12 protein-coding genes (1 of these 12 only partly in view) are annotated in these 15,537 nt (G+C 60.9%); 8 read left to right on the top strand and 4 right to left on the bottom strand.

Annotated features, from left to right (window positions below; genetic code table 11):
* Nucleotides 1-41 precede the first annotated feature (41 nt).
* The 4 genes from AMM33_RS08420 to AMM33_RS08405 all read left to right on the top strand — a co-directional run bounded on the left by AMM33_RS08420 (nt 42) and on the right by AMM33_RS08405 (nt 4,238).
* A complete protein-coding gene (locus AMM33_RS08420; protein ID WP_228768018.1) occupies nt 42-1,283 on the top strand; it encodes a hypothetical protein in 1,242 nt (413 codons plus the stop codon).
* A complete protein-coding gene (locus AMM33_RS08415; RefSeq protein ID WP_090140328.1) occupies nt 1,267-1,794 on the top strand; it encodes a hypothetical protein in 528 nt (175 codons plus the stop codon). The genes AMM33_RS08420 and AMM33_RS08415 overlap by 17 nt, the downstream gene beginning before the upstream one ends.
* Nucleotides 1,795-2,160: 366 nt before the next feature.
* Nucleotides 2,161-2,994: a PhaM family polyhydroxyalkanoate granule multifunctional regulatory protein gene (locus AMM33_RS08410; RefSeq protein WP_090140326.1), complete on the top strand. Its 834-nt coding sequence runs from the start codon at nt 2,161-2,163 to the stop codon at nt 2,992-2,994.
* Entirely contained in the window at nt 2,991-4,238 is a 1,248-nt protein-coding gene (locus AMM33_RS08405; RefSeq protein ID WP_090140324.1) for an FIST signal transduction protein, read from the top strand. Before AMM33_RS08410 ends, AMM33_RS08405 begins: the two co-directional genes overlap by 4 nt.
* Here the strand turns inward: AMM33_RS08405 and AMM33_RS08400 are convergent.
* The gene (locus AMM33_RS08400; protein WP_228768017.1) at nt 4,225-5,379 is read right to left on the bottom strand and encodes an ATP-binding protein; all 1,155 of its coding nucleotides are present in this window, start codon (nt 5,377-5,379) and stop codon (nt 4,225-4,227) included. The two genes, AMM33_RS08405 and AMM33_RS08400, sit on opposite strands and share 14 nt — an antisense overlap.
* A 62-nt stretch (nt 5,380-5,441) precedes the next feature.
* On the bottom strand, nt 5,442-6,614 hold the full coding sequence (gene tgt, locus AMM33_RS08395) for a tRNA guanosine(34) transglycosylase Tgt (protein WP_090140543.1): 1,173 nt from the start codon (nt 6,612-6,614) through the stop codon (nt 5,442-5,444).
* Nucleotides 6,615-7,124: 510 nt separating this feature from the next.
* Between tgt and AMM33_RS08390 the strand changes: the two genes are divergently transcribed.
* Nucleotides 7,125-7,853 (top strand): alpha/beta hydrolase, encoded by a 729-nt coding sequence (locus AMM33_RS08390; RefSeq protein ID WP_090140320.1) that lies wholly within the window; start codon nt 7,125-7,127, stop codon nt 7,851-7,853.
* On the opposite strand, the gene queA is transcribed toward AMM33_RS08390, so the two are convergent.
* Nucleotides 7,831-8,904: a tRNA preQ1(34) S-adenosylmethionine ribosyltransferase-isomerase QueA gene (queA, locus tag AMM33_RS08385; RefSeq protein WP_090140319.1), complete on the bottom strand. Its 1,074-nt coding sequence runs from the start codon at nt 8,902-8,904 to the stop codon at nt 7,831-7,833. The genes AMM33_RS08390 and queA overlap by 23 nt on opposite strands.
* Nucleotides 8,905-9,594: 690 nt before the next feature.
* Between queA and AMM33_RS08380 the strand changes: the two genes are divergently transcribed.
* The 3 genes from AMM33_RS08380 to AMM33_RS08370 all read left to right on the top strand — a co-directional run bounded on the left by AMM33_RS08380 (nt 9,595) and on the right by AMM33_RS08370 (nt 13,351).
* Nucleotides 9,595-9,999 carry a hypothetical protein gene (locus tag AMM33_RS08380; protein ID WP_090140317.1) on the top strand — a complete coding sequence of 135 codons (405 nt, stop codon included), beginning with the start codon at nt 9,595-9,597 and terminating at the stop codon, nt 9,997-9,999.
* A 303-nt stretch (nt 10,000-10,302) separates the two neighbouring features.
* Nucleotides 10,303-12,372, top strand: a complete 2,070-nt coding sequence (gene recG / locus AMM33_RS08375) for an ATP-dependent DNA helicase RecG (protein ID WP_090140315.1) — start codon at nt 10,303-10,305, stop codon at nt 12,370-12,372.
* 16 nt (nt 12,373-12,388) lie between these two features.
* Entirely contained in the window at nt 12,389-13,351 is a 963-nt protein-coding gene (locus AMM33_RS08370; protein ID WP_090140313.1) for a hydrogen peroxide-inducible genes activator, read from the top strand.
* A 213-nt stretch (nt 13,352-13,564) separates the two neighbouring features.
* On the opposite strand, the gene AMM33_RS08365 is transcribed toward AMM33_RS08370, so the two are convergent.
* Nucleotides 13,565-15,537, bottom strand: partial view of an Ig-like domain-containing protein gene (locus AMM33_RS08365; RefSeq protein WP_194945334.1) — the end only. Its footprint extends 26,359 nt past the window's final position; 1,973 of the gene's 28,332 nt are visible here — the last part of the coding sequence; the start codon falls outside the window, past its right edge — the gene reads right to left on this strand; it ends in the stop codon at nt 13,565-13,567.

Below are 15,537 nucleotides of genomic sequence, written 5' to 3'. Positions count from 1 at the left end.
CCAGCCTTTCATTCAATCTCGCCACTTTGTTAGAGAAGCTCATGAAATTATTGAACCGTTGGTGTGCCGTGTTGGGCCTGGTGATGGCTTGGCTGTGTGTGGTGCCGCAGGCTGGGGCGCAAGAAGGTGTCAAAGAATCCAGCAAACCTGCTGCGACTTCACAGCACCGCCACCAGCGCCCTAAACTGGCCATGGGTGCAGCCATCGCGCCCGATGGTCGTTTGTGGGTGGTGGGTTTGAATGCACAAGCGCAACTCTTTGTGCAAAGCACGCCTTTGGGCGCTGCTGTGCAGTGGAGCGAAGCACACATCCTGAACACCGGAGCCGACCCGATTGCGGCCGATGGCGAAAGCCGCCCAAAAATAGCATTTGGTCCGAATGGCTGGGCGGTGATCAGCTACACCATGCCACTGGCCAAGCCCTACACGGGCTTCATCCGCATGCTGCGCAGCAGCGATGGTGGGCAAACCTTCAGTGCGCCCTTCACGGTGCACCAGGACCGGCAGGAAATCACCCACCGTTTTGATTCGGTGGCCTTTGACGCGCAAGGTGTGTTGCACACGCTGTGGGTGGACAAGCGCGACCAGCCGCCCAAGGGCTCAGCGCAAAAATACGCGGGCGCTGCGATTTACCGCAACGAGTCCAAGGACGGCGGCCAGACTTTTGGCCCCGACACCAAAGTGGCCGACCACTCGTGCGAGTGCTGCCGCATTGGCCTGGCCCGCAACCCGCAAGGGCAGTTGCAAGCCACATGGCGGCATGTGTTTGAGGGCAGTATCCGCGACCATGCTTTTGCCAGCGTGGGTGCAGCAGCCAACCGCATCACCCGCAGCACGCACGACAACTGGCAGATCAACGCTTGCCCGCACCATGGTCCTGGTTTGGCGCTGGACATAGGCGGCACTCAAACGGGTTACCACACCGTCTGGTTCGGCATCCGCAAAGTAAATGGCCAAGACCAAGCTGCCGTGCGCTATGCCCGACTCAATACCCAAGGCAAACCGCTGACCGAGACCGTGCGGGTCTTGCCCGATCCGCGTGCCGAGCATGCCGATGTGCTGGCCGATGGCCCCAACGTGGCGGTGGTCTGGCGCAGTAGCGAAGGGGCGGTGACCTCTCTCAAAGCCTGGCTGTCGACCGATGGCGGGCAAAACTTCACGCTCAAAACCCTGGGCCAAGCCACGGGCTACAACGACCACCCTCGCTTGGCCCAAAGTGGCGCACGCATGGTGGTGGTCTGGCGCAACACACAGGAGACGCAAGTCCATGAACTCCGTTTTTAAATCCACGGCACTCGCCATTGGTACCGCTGCCCTGGGCCTGAGTGCCTCGGCGGTTTGGGCACAAGCACACCCGCACGCACATCCCCAAGGCCACGCCAAAGCCACCACCCAACGCACGGTGCTGCCTTTCGACGAAACAACCTGGGCGCATGCGCTTCAACACGGCCCTCGCCCTGCTGCTTATTTGTTCACCACCTCTTACTGCAGCACTTGCCCGGCTGCTTTTGCGGTGCTGCACAAGGCCGTGCAACAACGCAAAGACAAACCCGAACTGAATGCCGTCATGATGGACGTAGCGGGCCCACAGGCCTTGCGCCATGCCTCGCACTTCAAGGGCATGACTCAGATGTACGCTTTTGATGGGTTCGAGCCCGCCATCCGTCAGGCGGTCGATCCGGCTTGGCCCAACGTCACGCCTTATGTGGTTCTGGTGGACGCCAAAGGCCAGACCCAAAGAGTGATTGGGCCACCAACGCCTGTGATGCTCAAGCGCTGGTTGTCGCCTGCTTGATGCGTTCTGACAAGCTGACATGACCTGGCAATACAAGATGCCGATTCGCCTCAGCCTGGATGCGCATGTCATTTTGCCCAGCTGTGTTCAGTGAGATCGGGTGTGCACGGAATGGACATTTGTGTCGCACCCACGCCTAACCCCGAAGACAAGGACAAACGCACTCAAGCGTTGAATTCAGGGCTCTGCCCGTGGCTATGATGGAGGGCCAGATGACTTGGCGCAGGCACCTGCGCAGATACGAATCTGATGGGTCTGCGCTGTGGGCGCTGGTTGACTTGGGGTTTGTAGGGATTGGGGTAAGCTTTTTGGGGTAAGCTGGATTCGATGAATTCATTGAATTCGTAATTTCTTCAAGGAGCACCCATGAGTGACCCCCATGCATTCGGTTTTGGTCCATTTGTACCGGGATTTGATTTTTTGAAAAACCTCACACAATCCGCTGCGAAGGCTCAACCTGTTGCGGGTGCCTTGCCTGGTATGGCCAGTTGGGTGGCGCCCACCTTGAGCATTGAAGAGATTGACAAGCGCATCCAGGAACTCAAGGCCGTGCAGTTCTGGCTGGACCAAAACGCCACGGCGCTCAAAGCCTCCATTCAGGCAATGGAAGTGCAAAAGATGACTTTGTCCACGCTGCAAAGCATGAACGTCAGCATGACCGACCTGGCCAAGGCGTTCACGGCCAAAGCGCCTGTGACCGAGTCAGCAACTGCCCAGAGCCCTTCGGCGCAAGCAGCTTCATCACCCTCGGCGTCGCCATCGTCAGGGGCATCTCAAAGCCCGCTGTTGACGTCCCAACCCGACACGGCCGCTGCGCCTGCACCCCAAGCCACGCAAGCCTCGACCAGTGGTCAGCCGCCGCTGGGCGATTCCCCAGGCGATGCGTCGGCCCAGGCTGCTGCACCCGCCGTGGACCCCATGCAGTGGTGGAACGCATTGACCCAGCAGTTTCAGGCCATCGCCAGCACGGCCATGAAAGATGTGGCGGCCGAGGCGATGAAATCGGACGTGGCCAAGCCCGAGCGCAAGGCCTCTGGCAAAGCCAAGGCGGCGCCCGCGCAAGGGGCCAAAACTGCACCGGTCAAAACTGCCGCATCCAAGGCCGTCAAACGCAGCGCCACCGCCAAATCGGCTGCCAACGCCACTTCTGCCAAAAAGTCGTCACGCAAAGCAGCCCCTGCCACGCCCCTGACTGCATGAAACTGTTCCCCTTTGGCCATGCCACCCACCCCCAATGGCGCATGGCCGCAGGCATGGTGCTGGCCCAATTGCGGGCGCAAATGAGCCAGCCGGATTACGCCAGCGAGCCCCGGCTGGCGCTGCTCTACATCACCGACCACTACGCCACCCAGGCCCAGGCGCTTTTGGCGCATCTGCGCGAAGAACTGCCGCAGGTGAGCGATTGGGCGGGCACAGTGGGCATTGGTGTGGCGGTGAACAACGCCGAGTACTTTGACGAACCCGCGATGGCGCTCATGCTGTGCGACCTGACGCCCGAGCAGTACCGGGTCTTTTCGGGCGTGTCGCCGCTGCCTGCGGGCTGGGCCGATGCGGCCTTGGTGCATGCCGACCCGCACACGCCCGACCTGGCTGAGCTGATCAAAGAAATGGCCGAGCGCACCCAGCAAAGCTATTTGTTTGGTGGCCTCAGCGCCAGCCGCACGCGCAGCGTGCAATTTGCGGTCATGGCCGAAGACGCGGGAGGGGCACAAGCCCACGGCGGTGTGCTCGAAGGCGGCTTGAGTGGCGTGGCGTTCTCGCCCGATGTGGGCTTGCTGTCGCGCGTGACACAAGGCTGTCAACCGGTGGCCCCCGAGCGCGAGATCACTGAAGCCGAAGGCCATGTGGTGCTCAAGTTGGCGGGCGAGGCCGCGCTGGATGTGATGTTGGCCGATCTGGACATCAGCCTGAGTGAGCCGCAAAAAGCCATTGCGGTGGTGCGCTCCACCCTGGTCGGCCTCAGCGCGCCCGGGCAGTCCGGTGTGGGCCGTGCGGGCAATCTGGGCAACGACGTGCGGGTGCGCCACATCATTGGCCTGGACCCCTTGCGCCAAGGGGTGGCGATTGCCGAACACCTGGAGCCGGGCATGCGCTTGACGTTTTGCCGCCGCGATGTGCAAGCCGCCCGTGCCGACCTGGTGCGCGTGTGCGCCGAAATCCGCGAAGCCCTGGAGCCCGAGATGCTGTCTATTGAAGCGATCAACGCCCTGAGCGACGACCCGGTGCCGACCTTGCCCCAAGCAGGCCAGCGCATTGCGGGCGCGGTGTATGTGAGCTGCACCGGACGCGGCGGTCCGCACTTTGGCGGCCCGAGTGCCGAGATGCAGATCATTCGGCATGCCTTGGGCGATGTGCCCTTGGTGGGCTTTTTTGCGGCTGGAGAAATTGCCCGCAACCAGTTGTACGGTTACACCGGGGTGTTGACGGTGTTCACGACCGACTGAGGGCGAGCTTCTCGCACAGGCCGTGCAATGAAATCGCCTGAATGTCTGCCGCAAGTGGGTAGGTCTCTTGGCCCGGGTAGACCACCCATTTTTGGCTGGGTTTTAAGTCATCGCAGGCGCTGTGAAAACCGCGCTCTACTTTGGGGGCGTTGCTGCGTTTGATCTCAATGGCCCACAGATCTCCACCTGGCCAAACCAGCAGCAAATCAATTTCTGCACCGCCGCTGGTTCTGTAAAAGTAGCCCGTCACGCCCGCAGGCGCACAGGCCAGAAGGGTTTCAATGCAATACCCTTCCCAGCTGGCACCCACCACCATGTGCGAGAGCAGACTTTCTTTGGATTCGATGTTCAGCAGCGCATGCACCAGACCGCTGTCTCGTACATATACCTTGGGGGCCTTGACCAAGCGCTTGCCGGTGTTGGTGTGCCAGGGGGCGAGCCTGCGCACCAGCAGCAAGTCACACAAGAGGTCGATGTAGCTTTGCGCGGTTTTGACGTCCACACCCAGGTTGCGCGCCAGTTGGGCCACGTTGAGCAGGCCGCCTTGGTGGTGGGCCAGCATGGTCCAGAAGCGGCGCAATGTTTCGGCGGCGATGCGCGGGCCGAATTGCGGAATGTCGCGCTCCAGATAGGTGCGGATGAAATTTTCTCGCCAGCGCAGGCTGCGGGCATCTGAGGGGGCGGTCAGACTTTGCGGAAAACCACCCCGCAGCCACAAGTCATCCATGGCGCCTTGGCCTGTTTCCAGGACATTCAAGGGGCCCAGTTCGAGGTAAGCGATGCGACCGGCCAGTGTTTCGCCTGACTGATGCAGTACATCCAGGCTGGCCGAGCCGAGCAACAAATACTGTCCGAATGCTAGGCCTGAGCGCCGGGCTTGGTCAATCAGGCCGCGCAACACCGGAAACAGGCCCGGTGCCCGGTGCACCTCGTCCAGGATGACCAGTTTGTCCAGGTGGCTTTCCAGATACAACTCCGGGTGGGCCAGCTTGCCGCGATCCCGATCCGATTCGAGGTCGAGATAGACGTGTGGGATGTTGCGCGCCACCTCCAGTGCCAGCGTGGTTTTGCCCACCTGCCGGGGGCCGAGCAAGGCCACGGCCGGTGAAAACTGGAGTTCTTCACCCAGTAAAGGTTGCAAATGGCGTTTAAACATCCTTGCAATTATGGAGTTTCATTCCATGATTTGCAAGGATAAATCCCTCAAACGCCCCGTGCCCGATCTGTCTTGAACTGCGCCCGGAACTGCGAGAACTGACCCGCGTCCAGCGATTCGCGCACCTCGCGCATCAGGTTCAGGTAGTAGTGCAGGTTGTGGATGGTGGTCAGCATGGGGCCGAGCATTTCGCCGCAGCGGTCCAGGTGGTGCATGTAGGCGCGGCTGAAACCCTCGCGGCCACCGTTGTCCCACGACACGCCTGATGTTCCCGCGCAGGCGTGGCAGGTGCAGCTGGTGTCCAGCGGCTGCGGGTCGTTTTTGTGGCGGGCGTTGCGCAGCTTCAGGTCGCCAAAGCGGGTGAACACCGTGCCATTGCGGGCATTGCGGGTGGGCATCACGCAGTCGAACATGTCCACGCCATCGGCCACGCCCTGCACCAGGTCTTCGGGCGTGCCCACGCCCATCAGGTAGCGCGGCTTGTTCGCGGGCAGGCGGTGCGGCGTGTGCGCCATGATTTGCAGCATCAGGTCTTTGGGCTCGCCCACGCTCACGCCACCGACCGCGTAGCCCGGGAAGTCCATCTCCACCAGCGCATCAAGCGATTCCTGGCGCAGGCTTTCAAACATGCCGCCTTGCACGATGCCGAACAGCGCGTTGGGGTTTTCCAGACGGGCGAATTCGTCTTTGGAGCGCACGGCCCAGCGGCGGCTCATCTCCATGGACTTGCGGGCTTCGGCCTCGGTCGTCAGGTGGCCCTTGGTCTCGTAAGGCGTGCACTCGTCGAGCTGCATCACGATGTCGGAGTTCAGAATGGTCTGGATCTGCATGCTCACTTCGGGCGACATGAAGAGCTTGTCGCCGTTCACGGGGCTGGCAAAGGTCACGCCTTCTTCGGTGATCTTGCGCATGTCGCCCAGCGACCAGACTTGAAAACCGCCCGAGTCGGTCAGGATGGGCTTGTCCCATTTCTCAAACTGGTGCAGGCCGCCAAAGCCTTTCATGATGTCCAGCCCGGGGCGCATCCACAAATGGAAGGTGTTGCCCAAAATGATCTGCGCGCCCATCTCGTGCAGGCTGCGCGGCATCACGCCTTTGACGGTGCCGTAAGTTCCGACGGGCATGAAGATGGGCGTTTGCACCACACCATGGTTCAGCGTCAATGTGCCGCGTCGGGCGTGACTGGAGGGGTCGGTTTTGAGCAGGTCGAATTGGAGCATGAGGGACGCGTAACGGGCTTGAAGCTGAGGGCTGAATTGTAGGAGCTTGACTTGCTGGCGCTGGCCTGAGGTGTGCAAGTGCTGCATCGCCAGCGGGGCCTGCTGCGCCCGTGAAGGCGCGTAAACAGCACGGTGAGCGGTCCGTGTCGTCGAACGTCATGACCCATTAGCCGAAGGTCACTGCGTCGCTGCGAGTCGGGAGGGGCGGCAGGTGGTCAGCTTGCGTGGGCTGGCAGGGACAATTCAACCCTTGAGGCTTGTTTGATGCAGCATATTGCACAAACTACCCGTTTAACGTTGCGCTACTTGTTATCGGGTAATTGCCCAAGTGCTGTGCTACCGAAAGCCCCATAAACACAGGGGAATTGGCACTTTGTAAGCCTGTATTTCTTCATTGAATTGGGTGAAAAACGGGTCTGCCTTCAATTGACGACCTGAACTTCACTGGATGTAATGTGCATCGACTCGGCAAGGTGCCGGGTTTTTATCATCACATTCAGGAAAAAATTCATGAGCGATACCTACGTTTTGGTGCACGGCGCCTGGCATAACGGCGATTTGATGGAGCCCACGGCGCAATACATCCGCAGCCACGGTCACACGGTGCATTGCCCCACCTTGAAGGGCAACGGCCCCGGCGATGACCGGGCCAGCGTGGGTTTGGAGGACGCCGCGCAATCCTTGCTGGCTTATCTGGTGGCGCATGACCTGAAAAACGTCCGCTTGGCCGGGCACAGTTATGGCGGCATGGTCATCTCCCGCGTGGCTGAACTGGCCCCCGAGCGCATCGCACGCCTGGTGTATGTGAACGCCTTTGTGCCCAACCCTGGCGAATCGCTGACCGATCTGGTGCCGCCGATTTATGTGGGCCTGTTCGACCAGATCGCGGCGGCCAACAACGGAGCGCTGACCCTGCCGTTTCCCATCTGGCGTGAGAGCTTCATCAACGATGCCGATCTGGCGCTGGCCACGTCGGCCTATGAGCAGCTCAACCCTCACCCCCACAAAACCTTCACCGACAAGATCAGTCTGTCCAAGTCACTGGCCGAGATGGAAATTGGCAAGTCGTATGTGAATTGCCAGCAAGACACCGCCTTGCCGCACAGCATGCCTTGGCACCCGCGTCTGTCAGAGCGTCTGGGTTTGTTCCGTTTTGTGGAATGTCAGGGCAGCCACGAGATCTGGTTCACCGACCCGGCCACCATTGCCGATGCGCTCATTCGTGCGGGACGCGACTGAGCAGCATGGCATCGCCATAGCTGAAAAACCTGTATCGGTTCGCAATGGCATGCCGGTACAGGCCCATGATGTGCTCATAGCCCGCAAAGGCGCTGACCAGCATCATCAGCGTGCTTTTGGGCAGGTGAAAGTTGGTGATCAGCCTGTCCACCACTTTGAACTCAAACCCCGGCGTGATGAAAATCTGCGTGTCGCCGCTGGCCTGGCCAAATTGGGCCCACGACTCCAGCGTGCGCACCGTGGTCGTGCCCACCGCCAATACCTGGCCGCCCCGCGCCTTGCACTCGGCAATGGCCTTCTGTGTGGCCTCGGGCACCTCGTACCACTCGCGGTGCATGGTGTGCTCGGCAATGTTCTCTGTCTTGACGGGCTGGAAGGTGCCTGCGCCCACATGCAGCGTCACGCTGGCGCGCTGCACACCTTGGGCTTCCAGCGCGGCGAGCAAGTCTTCGTCAAAGTGCAGCGCAGCCGTGGGCGCGGCCACCGCACCGGGCGCCCGCGCAAACACGGTCTGATAGCGCTGGGCGTCTTCTTCGGTGTCGGTGTGGGTGATGTAAGGTGGCAGCGGCACATGGCCGTGCTTTTCCATCAAAGCATGGGGCTCGTCGCTCAGCTGCAGGTGAAACAGCTGACCGTTTTCATCCGGCCAACGGCCCAGCAGGGTGGCATCAAAACCACCGTTCTGTGCGCCGCCCATCATGAACATCTTGCCGCCCACCAGGGGTTTCTTGCTCACCTTCATGTGGGCGACCACCTGATGGCCGGGCAGCACGCGCTCAATCAACAGTTCCAGCTTGCCGCCCGTGGCCTTCTCGCCAAAGATGCGGGCCTTGACCACCTTGGTGTCGTTGAACACCAGCAAGTCGCCAGCCTTCAGCAGGCCGGGCAGTTCGCGAAAGATGCGGTCTTCCAGCACAGACGATGAGCCGTCCAGCAGGCGTGAACCGCTGCGCTCGGCAGCCGGGTGTTGGGCAATCAGTTCGGGGGGGAGTTCGAAGTCGAAGTCACTGAGGGTGAATTCGCGAGGGATGGGTGCAGTAATAGAAGTCATGCTTCAGGGCCGGACAGGCCCGTGCGAAGTGGAAGAGGGCGTGATTCTCGCATGCTCAATGATTGCGTCATGTTGGCACCGTTGCCGCCGACCTATTGATTCGGCCCTGTGAAGTTTTCAATCCTCATTGATGTTGTAGGTCGGCGGTCGAAGACCACGACATGGGCCTGTGCAGAAACCCATCATGTCGGACTCTGCGAGTACCGATCTACGAAATGATATTTTTTTCACAAATTTCAAACTTCAGCGTGCCGGATTAATAGAACCACTTTGAGCATTGAATATTGCAATGGACCGAAGAATATGCAAGGAATGACCCGTTTCCGTTCCAAGGAAAGCTGGAAACAGTCGGTGCCTTCAAGTTGTGATCGGTGGCGACGCCAACACCAGCACACAGGGGGGAATATGCCAGTCAGCTCCGATGCTGAAGTTTTGCGCAGCCATTGTCGTGCCTGCAATTTGCTTCATTTGTAGCCAAATGCCCAGATTACTTGAATATTCGGTTCAATAACTGCCTTTTGAGCAATCGTAATCAAGGTTTACCTTGGGTCAAACATGTCGATCAAAATGGTATAAATCAAATGTAAAACCAGATAATGATTTTGGCGTACTTGTTGAAAGTCAACGACTTTAGTGAAGATTGTGATAAAAAATTAATTTTCAGTGAGGTTACAACTGTAATTTCAGGGCATGGCAACCCAAACCGAAACTGAAGCATTTGCACAACGACTACGCCGAGCCTTGGAGGCTTCAGGTGTACGTGCTTCGCCGACCGTATTGGCCAACGAATTCAACCTCCGTTTTTGGGGGCGAAGTGTCACGCCCCACACGGCGCGAAACTGGTTGTTGGGCAAGGCCATTCCGACCCAAGACAAGTTGAGGGTCTTGGCCGACTGGCTTTCTGTCAGCCCCGATGAGCTGCGTTTTGGTCGGCAAGGCGTGCCATTGAAGGCGAACGAAGGCGATGCCACGATTGATGCCATGAACATGGCTGACCGGGAAATGCTCAGCCGTTACCTGTCTTTGCCGCTCAATGAACGCAAGACAGCACGGGAAGTGGTCAAGGCCTTGGCGCTGGCAGCTTCCAGCAAGTAGCGAGGAGCTTCAAGGGTGTGCTTGGGATGCGCAGGGCCTTGAAACTGCGTGATGAGCCTGAGCAAGCGCTGGGCAAAAGCGCTTGCCTTGAAGGTCCACAAGGCTTGATCTCCAAAAGCTGGTTGCTTTGATCAAAAAGTGAAAACCAAGAAAACAATCACCCGTATACGCACTGAGTGTGTTGGACGTTTGTAGCCGCTGCACAAACACAGCGGGATGGGGCAGCACTCATTTCACAAGCCGACATCACATGGCCACCATTCGGCGGCTTTTTTGTAGGCATTCGAAAGGCACAATCGGGCCATGCCTGCTCCGTCTGCAACGACCCCCGCCAAAACACTCAGCGCCCCCCAAAAGGCGTTGATCAAGCTTGGGCTCAAACGCGACATTGATCTGGCGCTGCACCTGCCGCTGCGCTACGAGGACGAGACCCGCATCGTGAAGCTGCGCGATGTGCGCGAGGGTGATACCGCGCAAATAGAGGCCACCGTTACGGCCTGCGAGATCACGCAGCGCCCGCGCCGCCAGTTGCTGGTGACGGTGGACGATGGGTCAGACACTTGTGTGATGCGGTTTTTCAGCTTCTACCCCTCGCACCAGAAGGCGCTGGCGGTGGGCAACCGCATTCGGGCGCGGGGCGAGGTCAAGGGCGGCTTCATGGGGCTGACCATGATGCACCCGACTTTCAAGGCGGCGGGCGGCAACCTGGCCGAGGCGCTGACCCCGGTGTATTCCACCGTGGCCGGGCTGGCCCAAGCCTATTTGCGCCGCGCCGTGATCACCGGGCTGAACCATGCCGACCTGAGCGAGACCCTGCCCCCGGGCGTGCCCTGGCCGGACCCGCGTGGGGCCTGGTCGCTGCGCGATGCGCTGCAGTTTTTGCACCACCCCACGCCCGATGTGTCGCTGGCCGCTTTGGAAGACCGCAGCCACCCGGCCTGGGTGCGCCTCAAATGCGAGGAGTTGCTGGCGCAGCAGCTGTCGCAACTGACGGCCAAGCGCGAGCGCGATTTGCTGCGCGCCCCGGCGCTGAAACTCAAGTCCAAGGGGCTGTATGGGCAGCTTTTGGAGGCCTTGCCTTTTGGTCTGACGAATGCGCAACAGCGCGTGGGCCGGGAGATTGCAAAAGACCTGGCCCGCAACGTGCCCATGCACCGCCTGCTGCAAGGCGATGTGGGCGCGGGCAAGACGGTGGTGGCGGCTCTGGCGGCCATGGTGGCCATTGACGCGGGCTGGCAATGCGCGCTGATGGCGCCGACCGAGATTTTGGCCACCCAGCACTTTGCAAAATTAGTGGGCTGGCTGGAGCCGCTGGGCGTGAAAGTGGCCTGGCTGATTGGCAGCCAGAAGAAGAAAGAGCGCGTCGCCATGCTGGCACTGATCGAGTCGGGCGAGGCCGCGCTGGTGGTGGGCACGCACGCGGTGATTCAGGAGCACGTCAAGTTCAAGAACCTGGCGTTGGCCGTGATCGACGAGCAGCACCGCTTTGGTGTGGCCCAACGCCTGGCCCTGCGCGGCAAGATGCAAGCCCCCGGCATGGAGCCGCACATGCTGATGATGACGGCCACGCCCATTCCGCGCACGCTGGCCATGAGCTATTACGCGGACCTGGATGTGTCGGTGATCGACGAGCTGCCGCCCGGGCGCACGCCCATCGTGACCCGGGTGGTGTCGGACCACCGCCGCCATGAGGTGGTCGAGCGCATTGGGGCCCAGATTCAGCAGGGGCGGCAGGTGTATTGGGTGTGCCCGCTGATTGAAGAAAGCGAAGCCCTGGACCTGACCAACGCCACCCAAACCCACGCCGACCTGAGCGAGGCACTGCCGGGCGTGATGGTGGGCCTGCTGCATTCGCGCATGCCCGTGGCCGAAAAGAAGGCGGTGATGGAACTCTTCACCGCAGGCGTGATGGGTGTGCTGGTCAGCACTACGGTGATCGAGGTGGGGGTGGACGTGCCCAATGCGTCGCTGATGGTGATCGAGCATGCCGAGCGCTTTGGCCTGAGTCAGCTGCACCAGCTGCGTGGCCGGGTGGGCCGGGGCGCGGCGGCTTCGGCCTGCGTGCTGCTGTACGGCACGCCCGAGGGCGGACGTCTAAGCGAAACCGCCCGCGAGCGATTGCGCGCCATGGTGGAGACGAACGATGGTTTCGAGATCGCCCGGCGCGATTTGGAGATTCGCGGACCGGGCGAGTTTTTAGGCGCACGCCAGTCGGGTGCGCCCTTGCTGCGCTTTGCCGATCTGGAGACCGACAGCCATTTGCTGGACTGGGCGCGGGCCCTGGCGCCGCAGATGCTGGACCAGCACCCGCAACTGGCCGAGCGCCACATTGGCCGCTGGTTGGGCGGAAAATCCGAATACCTCAAAGCTTGATGTTCCAATACCCCACATGACCCTGACCGAACTCAAATACATCGTGGCCGTGGCCCGCGAAAAGCACTTTGGCAAAGCCGCCGAGGCCTGCTTTGTGTCGCAGCCCACGCTGTCGCTGGCCATCAAGAAGCTCGAAGAGGAGCTGGAGGTCAAGCTGTTTGAGCGCAGCGCCAGCGAGGTCTCGGTCACCCCGCTGGGCGAGGAGATCGTGCGCCAGGCGCAAAGCGTGCTGGAGCAAGCCGCCGAGATCAAGGAGATTGCCAAGCGCGGCAAAGACCCGCTGGCCGGCACCATGCGGCTGGGCGTGATCTACACCATCGGGCCGTATTTGCTGCCCGATCTGGTGCGCCAGATCATCACCGACCTGCCGCAGATGCCGTTGATGTTGCAAGAGAACTTCACCGTGCGCCTGCTGGAGATGCTGCGCACGGGCGAGATCGACTGCGCCATCCTGGCCGAGCCTTTTCCCGAGTCGGGCCTGGCGGTGGCGCCTTTGTACGACGAGACCTTCATGGCCGCCCTGCCGCTGAACCACCCGCTGGCCAAAGAGGCCTTCATCACGCCCGAGCAATTAAAGAACGAAACCATGCTGCTGCTGGGCACGGGCCACTGCTTTCGCGACCATGTGCTGGAGGTCTGCCCCGAGTTTGCCCGCTACGCCAGCCAGACCGAGGGCATTCGCAAAACCTTTGAGGGCTCGTCACTCGAGACCATCAAGCACATGGTGGCCGCAGGCATGGGCGTGACGCTGGTGCCGCGCATGTCGGTGCCAGACCTCAAGCCTGTGCGCAAGCGTGCAGGCGGGCCGCATGAGTCGAGTGTGCGTTACCTGCCCATCGTGGACCCGGCAGGCGGCAAGCCCCCTACCCGCCGCGTGGTGCTGGCCTGGCGGCGCAGCTACACGCGCTACGAGGCGATTGCCGCCATGCGCAACGCCATTTATGCCTGCCCGCTGCCTGGCGTGACGCGCCTGTCATGAGGGGTTCAGGCAGACGCTTGCCATTGCAAGGCGCCTGCATCATGGCCATTGCGTGATCTGTCATGGGGAGGAGCCGCTTTTAGCCGCGAGGAGCGAAGCGACGCGGCAATCCACCTGCGGCGCTTGCAAAAAGCATGAGCGCTGAAGTGACCGCAAACGCTGGATTGCCGCGCTTCGCTCGCAATGACGCGCAAGGATTGGTCGAGGCGGCGGCTAAACCCCTGTCAGCAAAATGTCCGTGTCGATGATCAGCAAGCCATAGTTGGTCGTGGTGCCGGCCACCGTGTTGGAGACGTTGTAGACGTTGTAGGTTTGCTGCCCGTTGATCAGTGATTCCATGGTGATCAGGCCGTTGGCGTTGACGGTGGCGGTTTCGCTGGCGTCCAGCACGCCGTTGCCGTTGAAGTCAAAGCTCATCGAGCCGCCTGTCAGCTTGGTGGTGGTGGCATTGAGCACACTCATGTCCAGCGCATCCCCGGCGTTGCCGTCAATCACCAGCCGTGCCCGTGAATTCAGGTTGGCATTGGTGACATCCGTGACATCGCTCAGTTCCACAATGTCTTCCCGGGCCAGCCGCAGCGTGTTGTTGCCGCTGCCCGTCAGGTCAATGCGCTCCATGTTGACCCAGTTGTTGGTGCCGGTGAGGGTTAAATCCAATGCGAGACCGGCTCCTTCAAATTTGATGATGTCGACACCGGCGCCGCCATCCATCGTGTCGGCCATGGTGTCGTTCATCCAGTTGTTGTCGTACACGAACACATCGCTGCCCAGCTCGCCGCGTGCAATGTTCGATCCTGCACTGATCACGATGGTGTCATTGCCGAGCACCGAGCCGACGGTGCCTTCGCCGCCGATGAGGGTGTCGTCGCCTGCGCCGCCGTCCATCCAGTCACCTCCAGCGCCGCCGTTGATGAAGTCGTTGCCCATGCCGCCGTACAAGGTGTCAAGTCCATCGTCGGTGCTGCCGCCTTGCATGGAGTCGTTGCCGCCACCTGCGTCCAGCCAGTCGGCGCCTGCACCGCCGTCCATGGTGTCGTTACCACCTGCGCCATAAGCCGTGTCATTGCCTGTGCCCAGCAGCATGGAGTCGTTGCCAAGCCCGGACAGCACCCAGTCGCTGCCCGCGCCCGCAGTGACGGTGCTGCTGGCATCAGACAGGTAAATGGTGTCGTTGCCGGCGATGGTGTCGTTGATGGTGTCATCTCCCCATACCCTGTCACCATTTGTGGTGCCACCGTTGCGCAGGTCGATGAAGTCATCGCCATATCCACCCCAGACGGTTTCCGTGCCCGTGGAGCCTGTGCTCAAGATGATGTCGTTGCCCGCGCCGCCGTGGATGGAGCCCGCGTACAGACCGATTTGCGTGATGCGATCGTCCCCGTCACCGCCCACCAGGGTGTTGTTGCTGCCCGATGAGTTGATGGTGTCGTTGCCTGCGCCACCGAGCAAGGTGTTGGTGGTGCTGGCACTGTTGACCAGAATGTAGTCGTTGCCGTCGCCTGCGAGCACGCTGTTGGTGCCGCCGCCTGCGTTGATCCAATCGTTGTCCGTGCCAGCGTCAATGTGGTCGTTGCCGACGCCGGTGATGATCGTGTCGTTACCCGTGCCGCCCACCACGGTGTTGGCACCGTCGCCCACATTCACCCAGTCGTTATCGGCGCCTGCATCAACTCTGTCTGCGCCGGTGCCTGCGCTGATCGAGTCGTTGCCTGCGCCGCCCAGGATGGTGTTGTTGCCGTTGCCTGCATCGACCGTGTCGAGGCCTGCACCAGCGACCAGTGAATCGGCACCGCCGAGGGCATAAACGATGTCGTTGCCATCGCCCAGATCGGCTTGCTGGGAATTGCCGTAGGAGGCTCCCAGATAAACGGTGTCATTGCCAGCACCCGAGATCACGGTGTCATCTGCCGAATCGCTCTTGCCTGCATCAATGAAGTCATTGCCCGAGCCGGTGATCACCCTGTCGCCGTTGTAGATGTAGAGCTGGCCTGTCACCACCACGTTGTTGCCATCGCCCGCATTGACATAGCCGTTGCGGTTAACTGCCACCGTGTCGCTGCTGTGGTTGCCGATGAGGCCATAGCTGCCATAAATGGTGTCATCGCCAGCACCGCTGACCACGGTGTCGCCAAGGCCGCCGCTGCTCAGGCTGACGAAGTTGTTGCCGCCGGTGATGCTGACCAGGT

The organism is Limnohabitans sp. DM1 (assembly GCF_001269385.1).
GTDB lineage: Bacteria > Pseudomonadota > Gammaproteobacteria > Burkholderiales > Burkholderiaceae_C > Limnohabitans_A.
This window is presented reverse-complemented; position numbering and strand designations above follow the sequence as displayed.

Excerpts from the sequence above, each read along its gene's own strand:
- AMM33_RS08410 (WP_090140326.1), top strand. The coding sequence starts at position 2,161 with ATGAGTGACCCCCATGCATTCGGTTTTGGTCCATTTGTACCGGGATTT.
- AMM33_RS08415 (WP_090140328.1), top strand. The coding sequence starts at position 1,267 with ATGAACTCCGTTTTTAAATCCACGGCACTCGCCATTGGTACCGCTGCC.
- recG (WP_090140315.1), top strand. The coding sequence starts at position 10,303 with ATGCCTGCTCCGTCTGCAACGACCCCCGCCAAAACACTCAGCGCCCCC.
- AMM33_RS08370 (WP_090140313.1), top strand. The coding sequence starts at position 12,389 with ATGACCCTGACCGAACTCAAATACATCGTGGCCGTGGCCCGCGAAAAG.
- AMM33_RS08405 (WP_090140324.1), top strand. The coding sequence starts at position 2,991 with ATGAAACTGTTCCCCTTTGGCCATGCCACCCACCCCCAATGGCGCATG.
- AMM33_RS08390 (WP_090140320.1), top strand. The coding sequence starts at position 7,125 with ATGAGCGATACCTACGTTTTGGTGCACGGCGCCTGGCATAACGGCGAT.
- queA (WP_090140319.1), bottom strand. The coding sequence starts at position 8,904 with ATGACTTCTATTACTGCACCCATCCCTCGCGAATTCACCCTCAGTGAC.
- AMM33_RS08380 (WP_090140317.1), top strand. The coding sequence starts at position 9,595 with ATGGCAACCCAAACCGAAACTGAAGCATTTGCACAACGACTACGCCGA.
- AMM33_RS08420 (WP_228768018.1), top strand. The coding sequence starts at position 42 with ATGAAATTATTGAACCGTTGGTGTGCCGTGTTGGGCCTGGTGATGGCT.
- tgt (WP_090140543.1), bottom strand. The coding sequence starts at position 6,614 with ATGCTCCAATTCGACCTGCTCAAAACCGACCCCTCCAGTCACGCCCGA.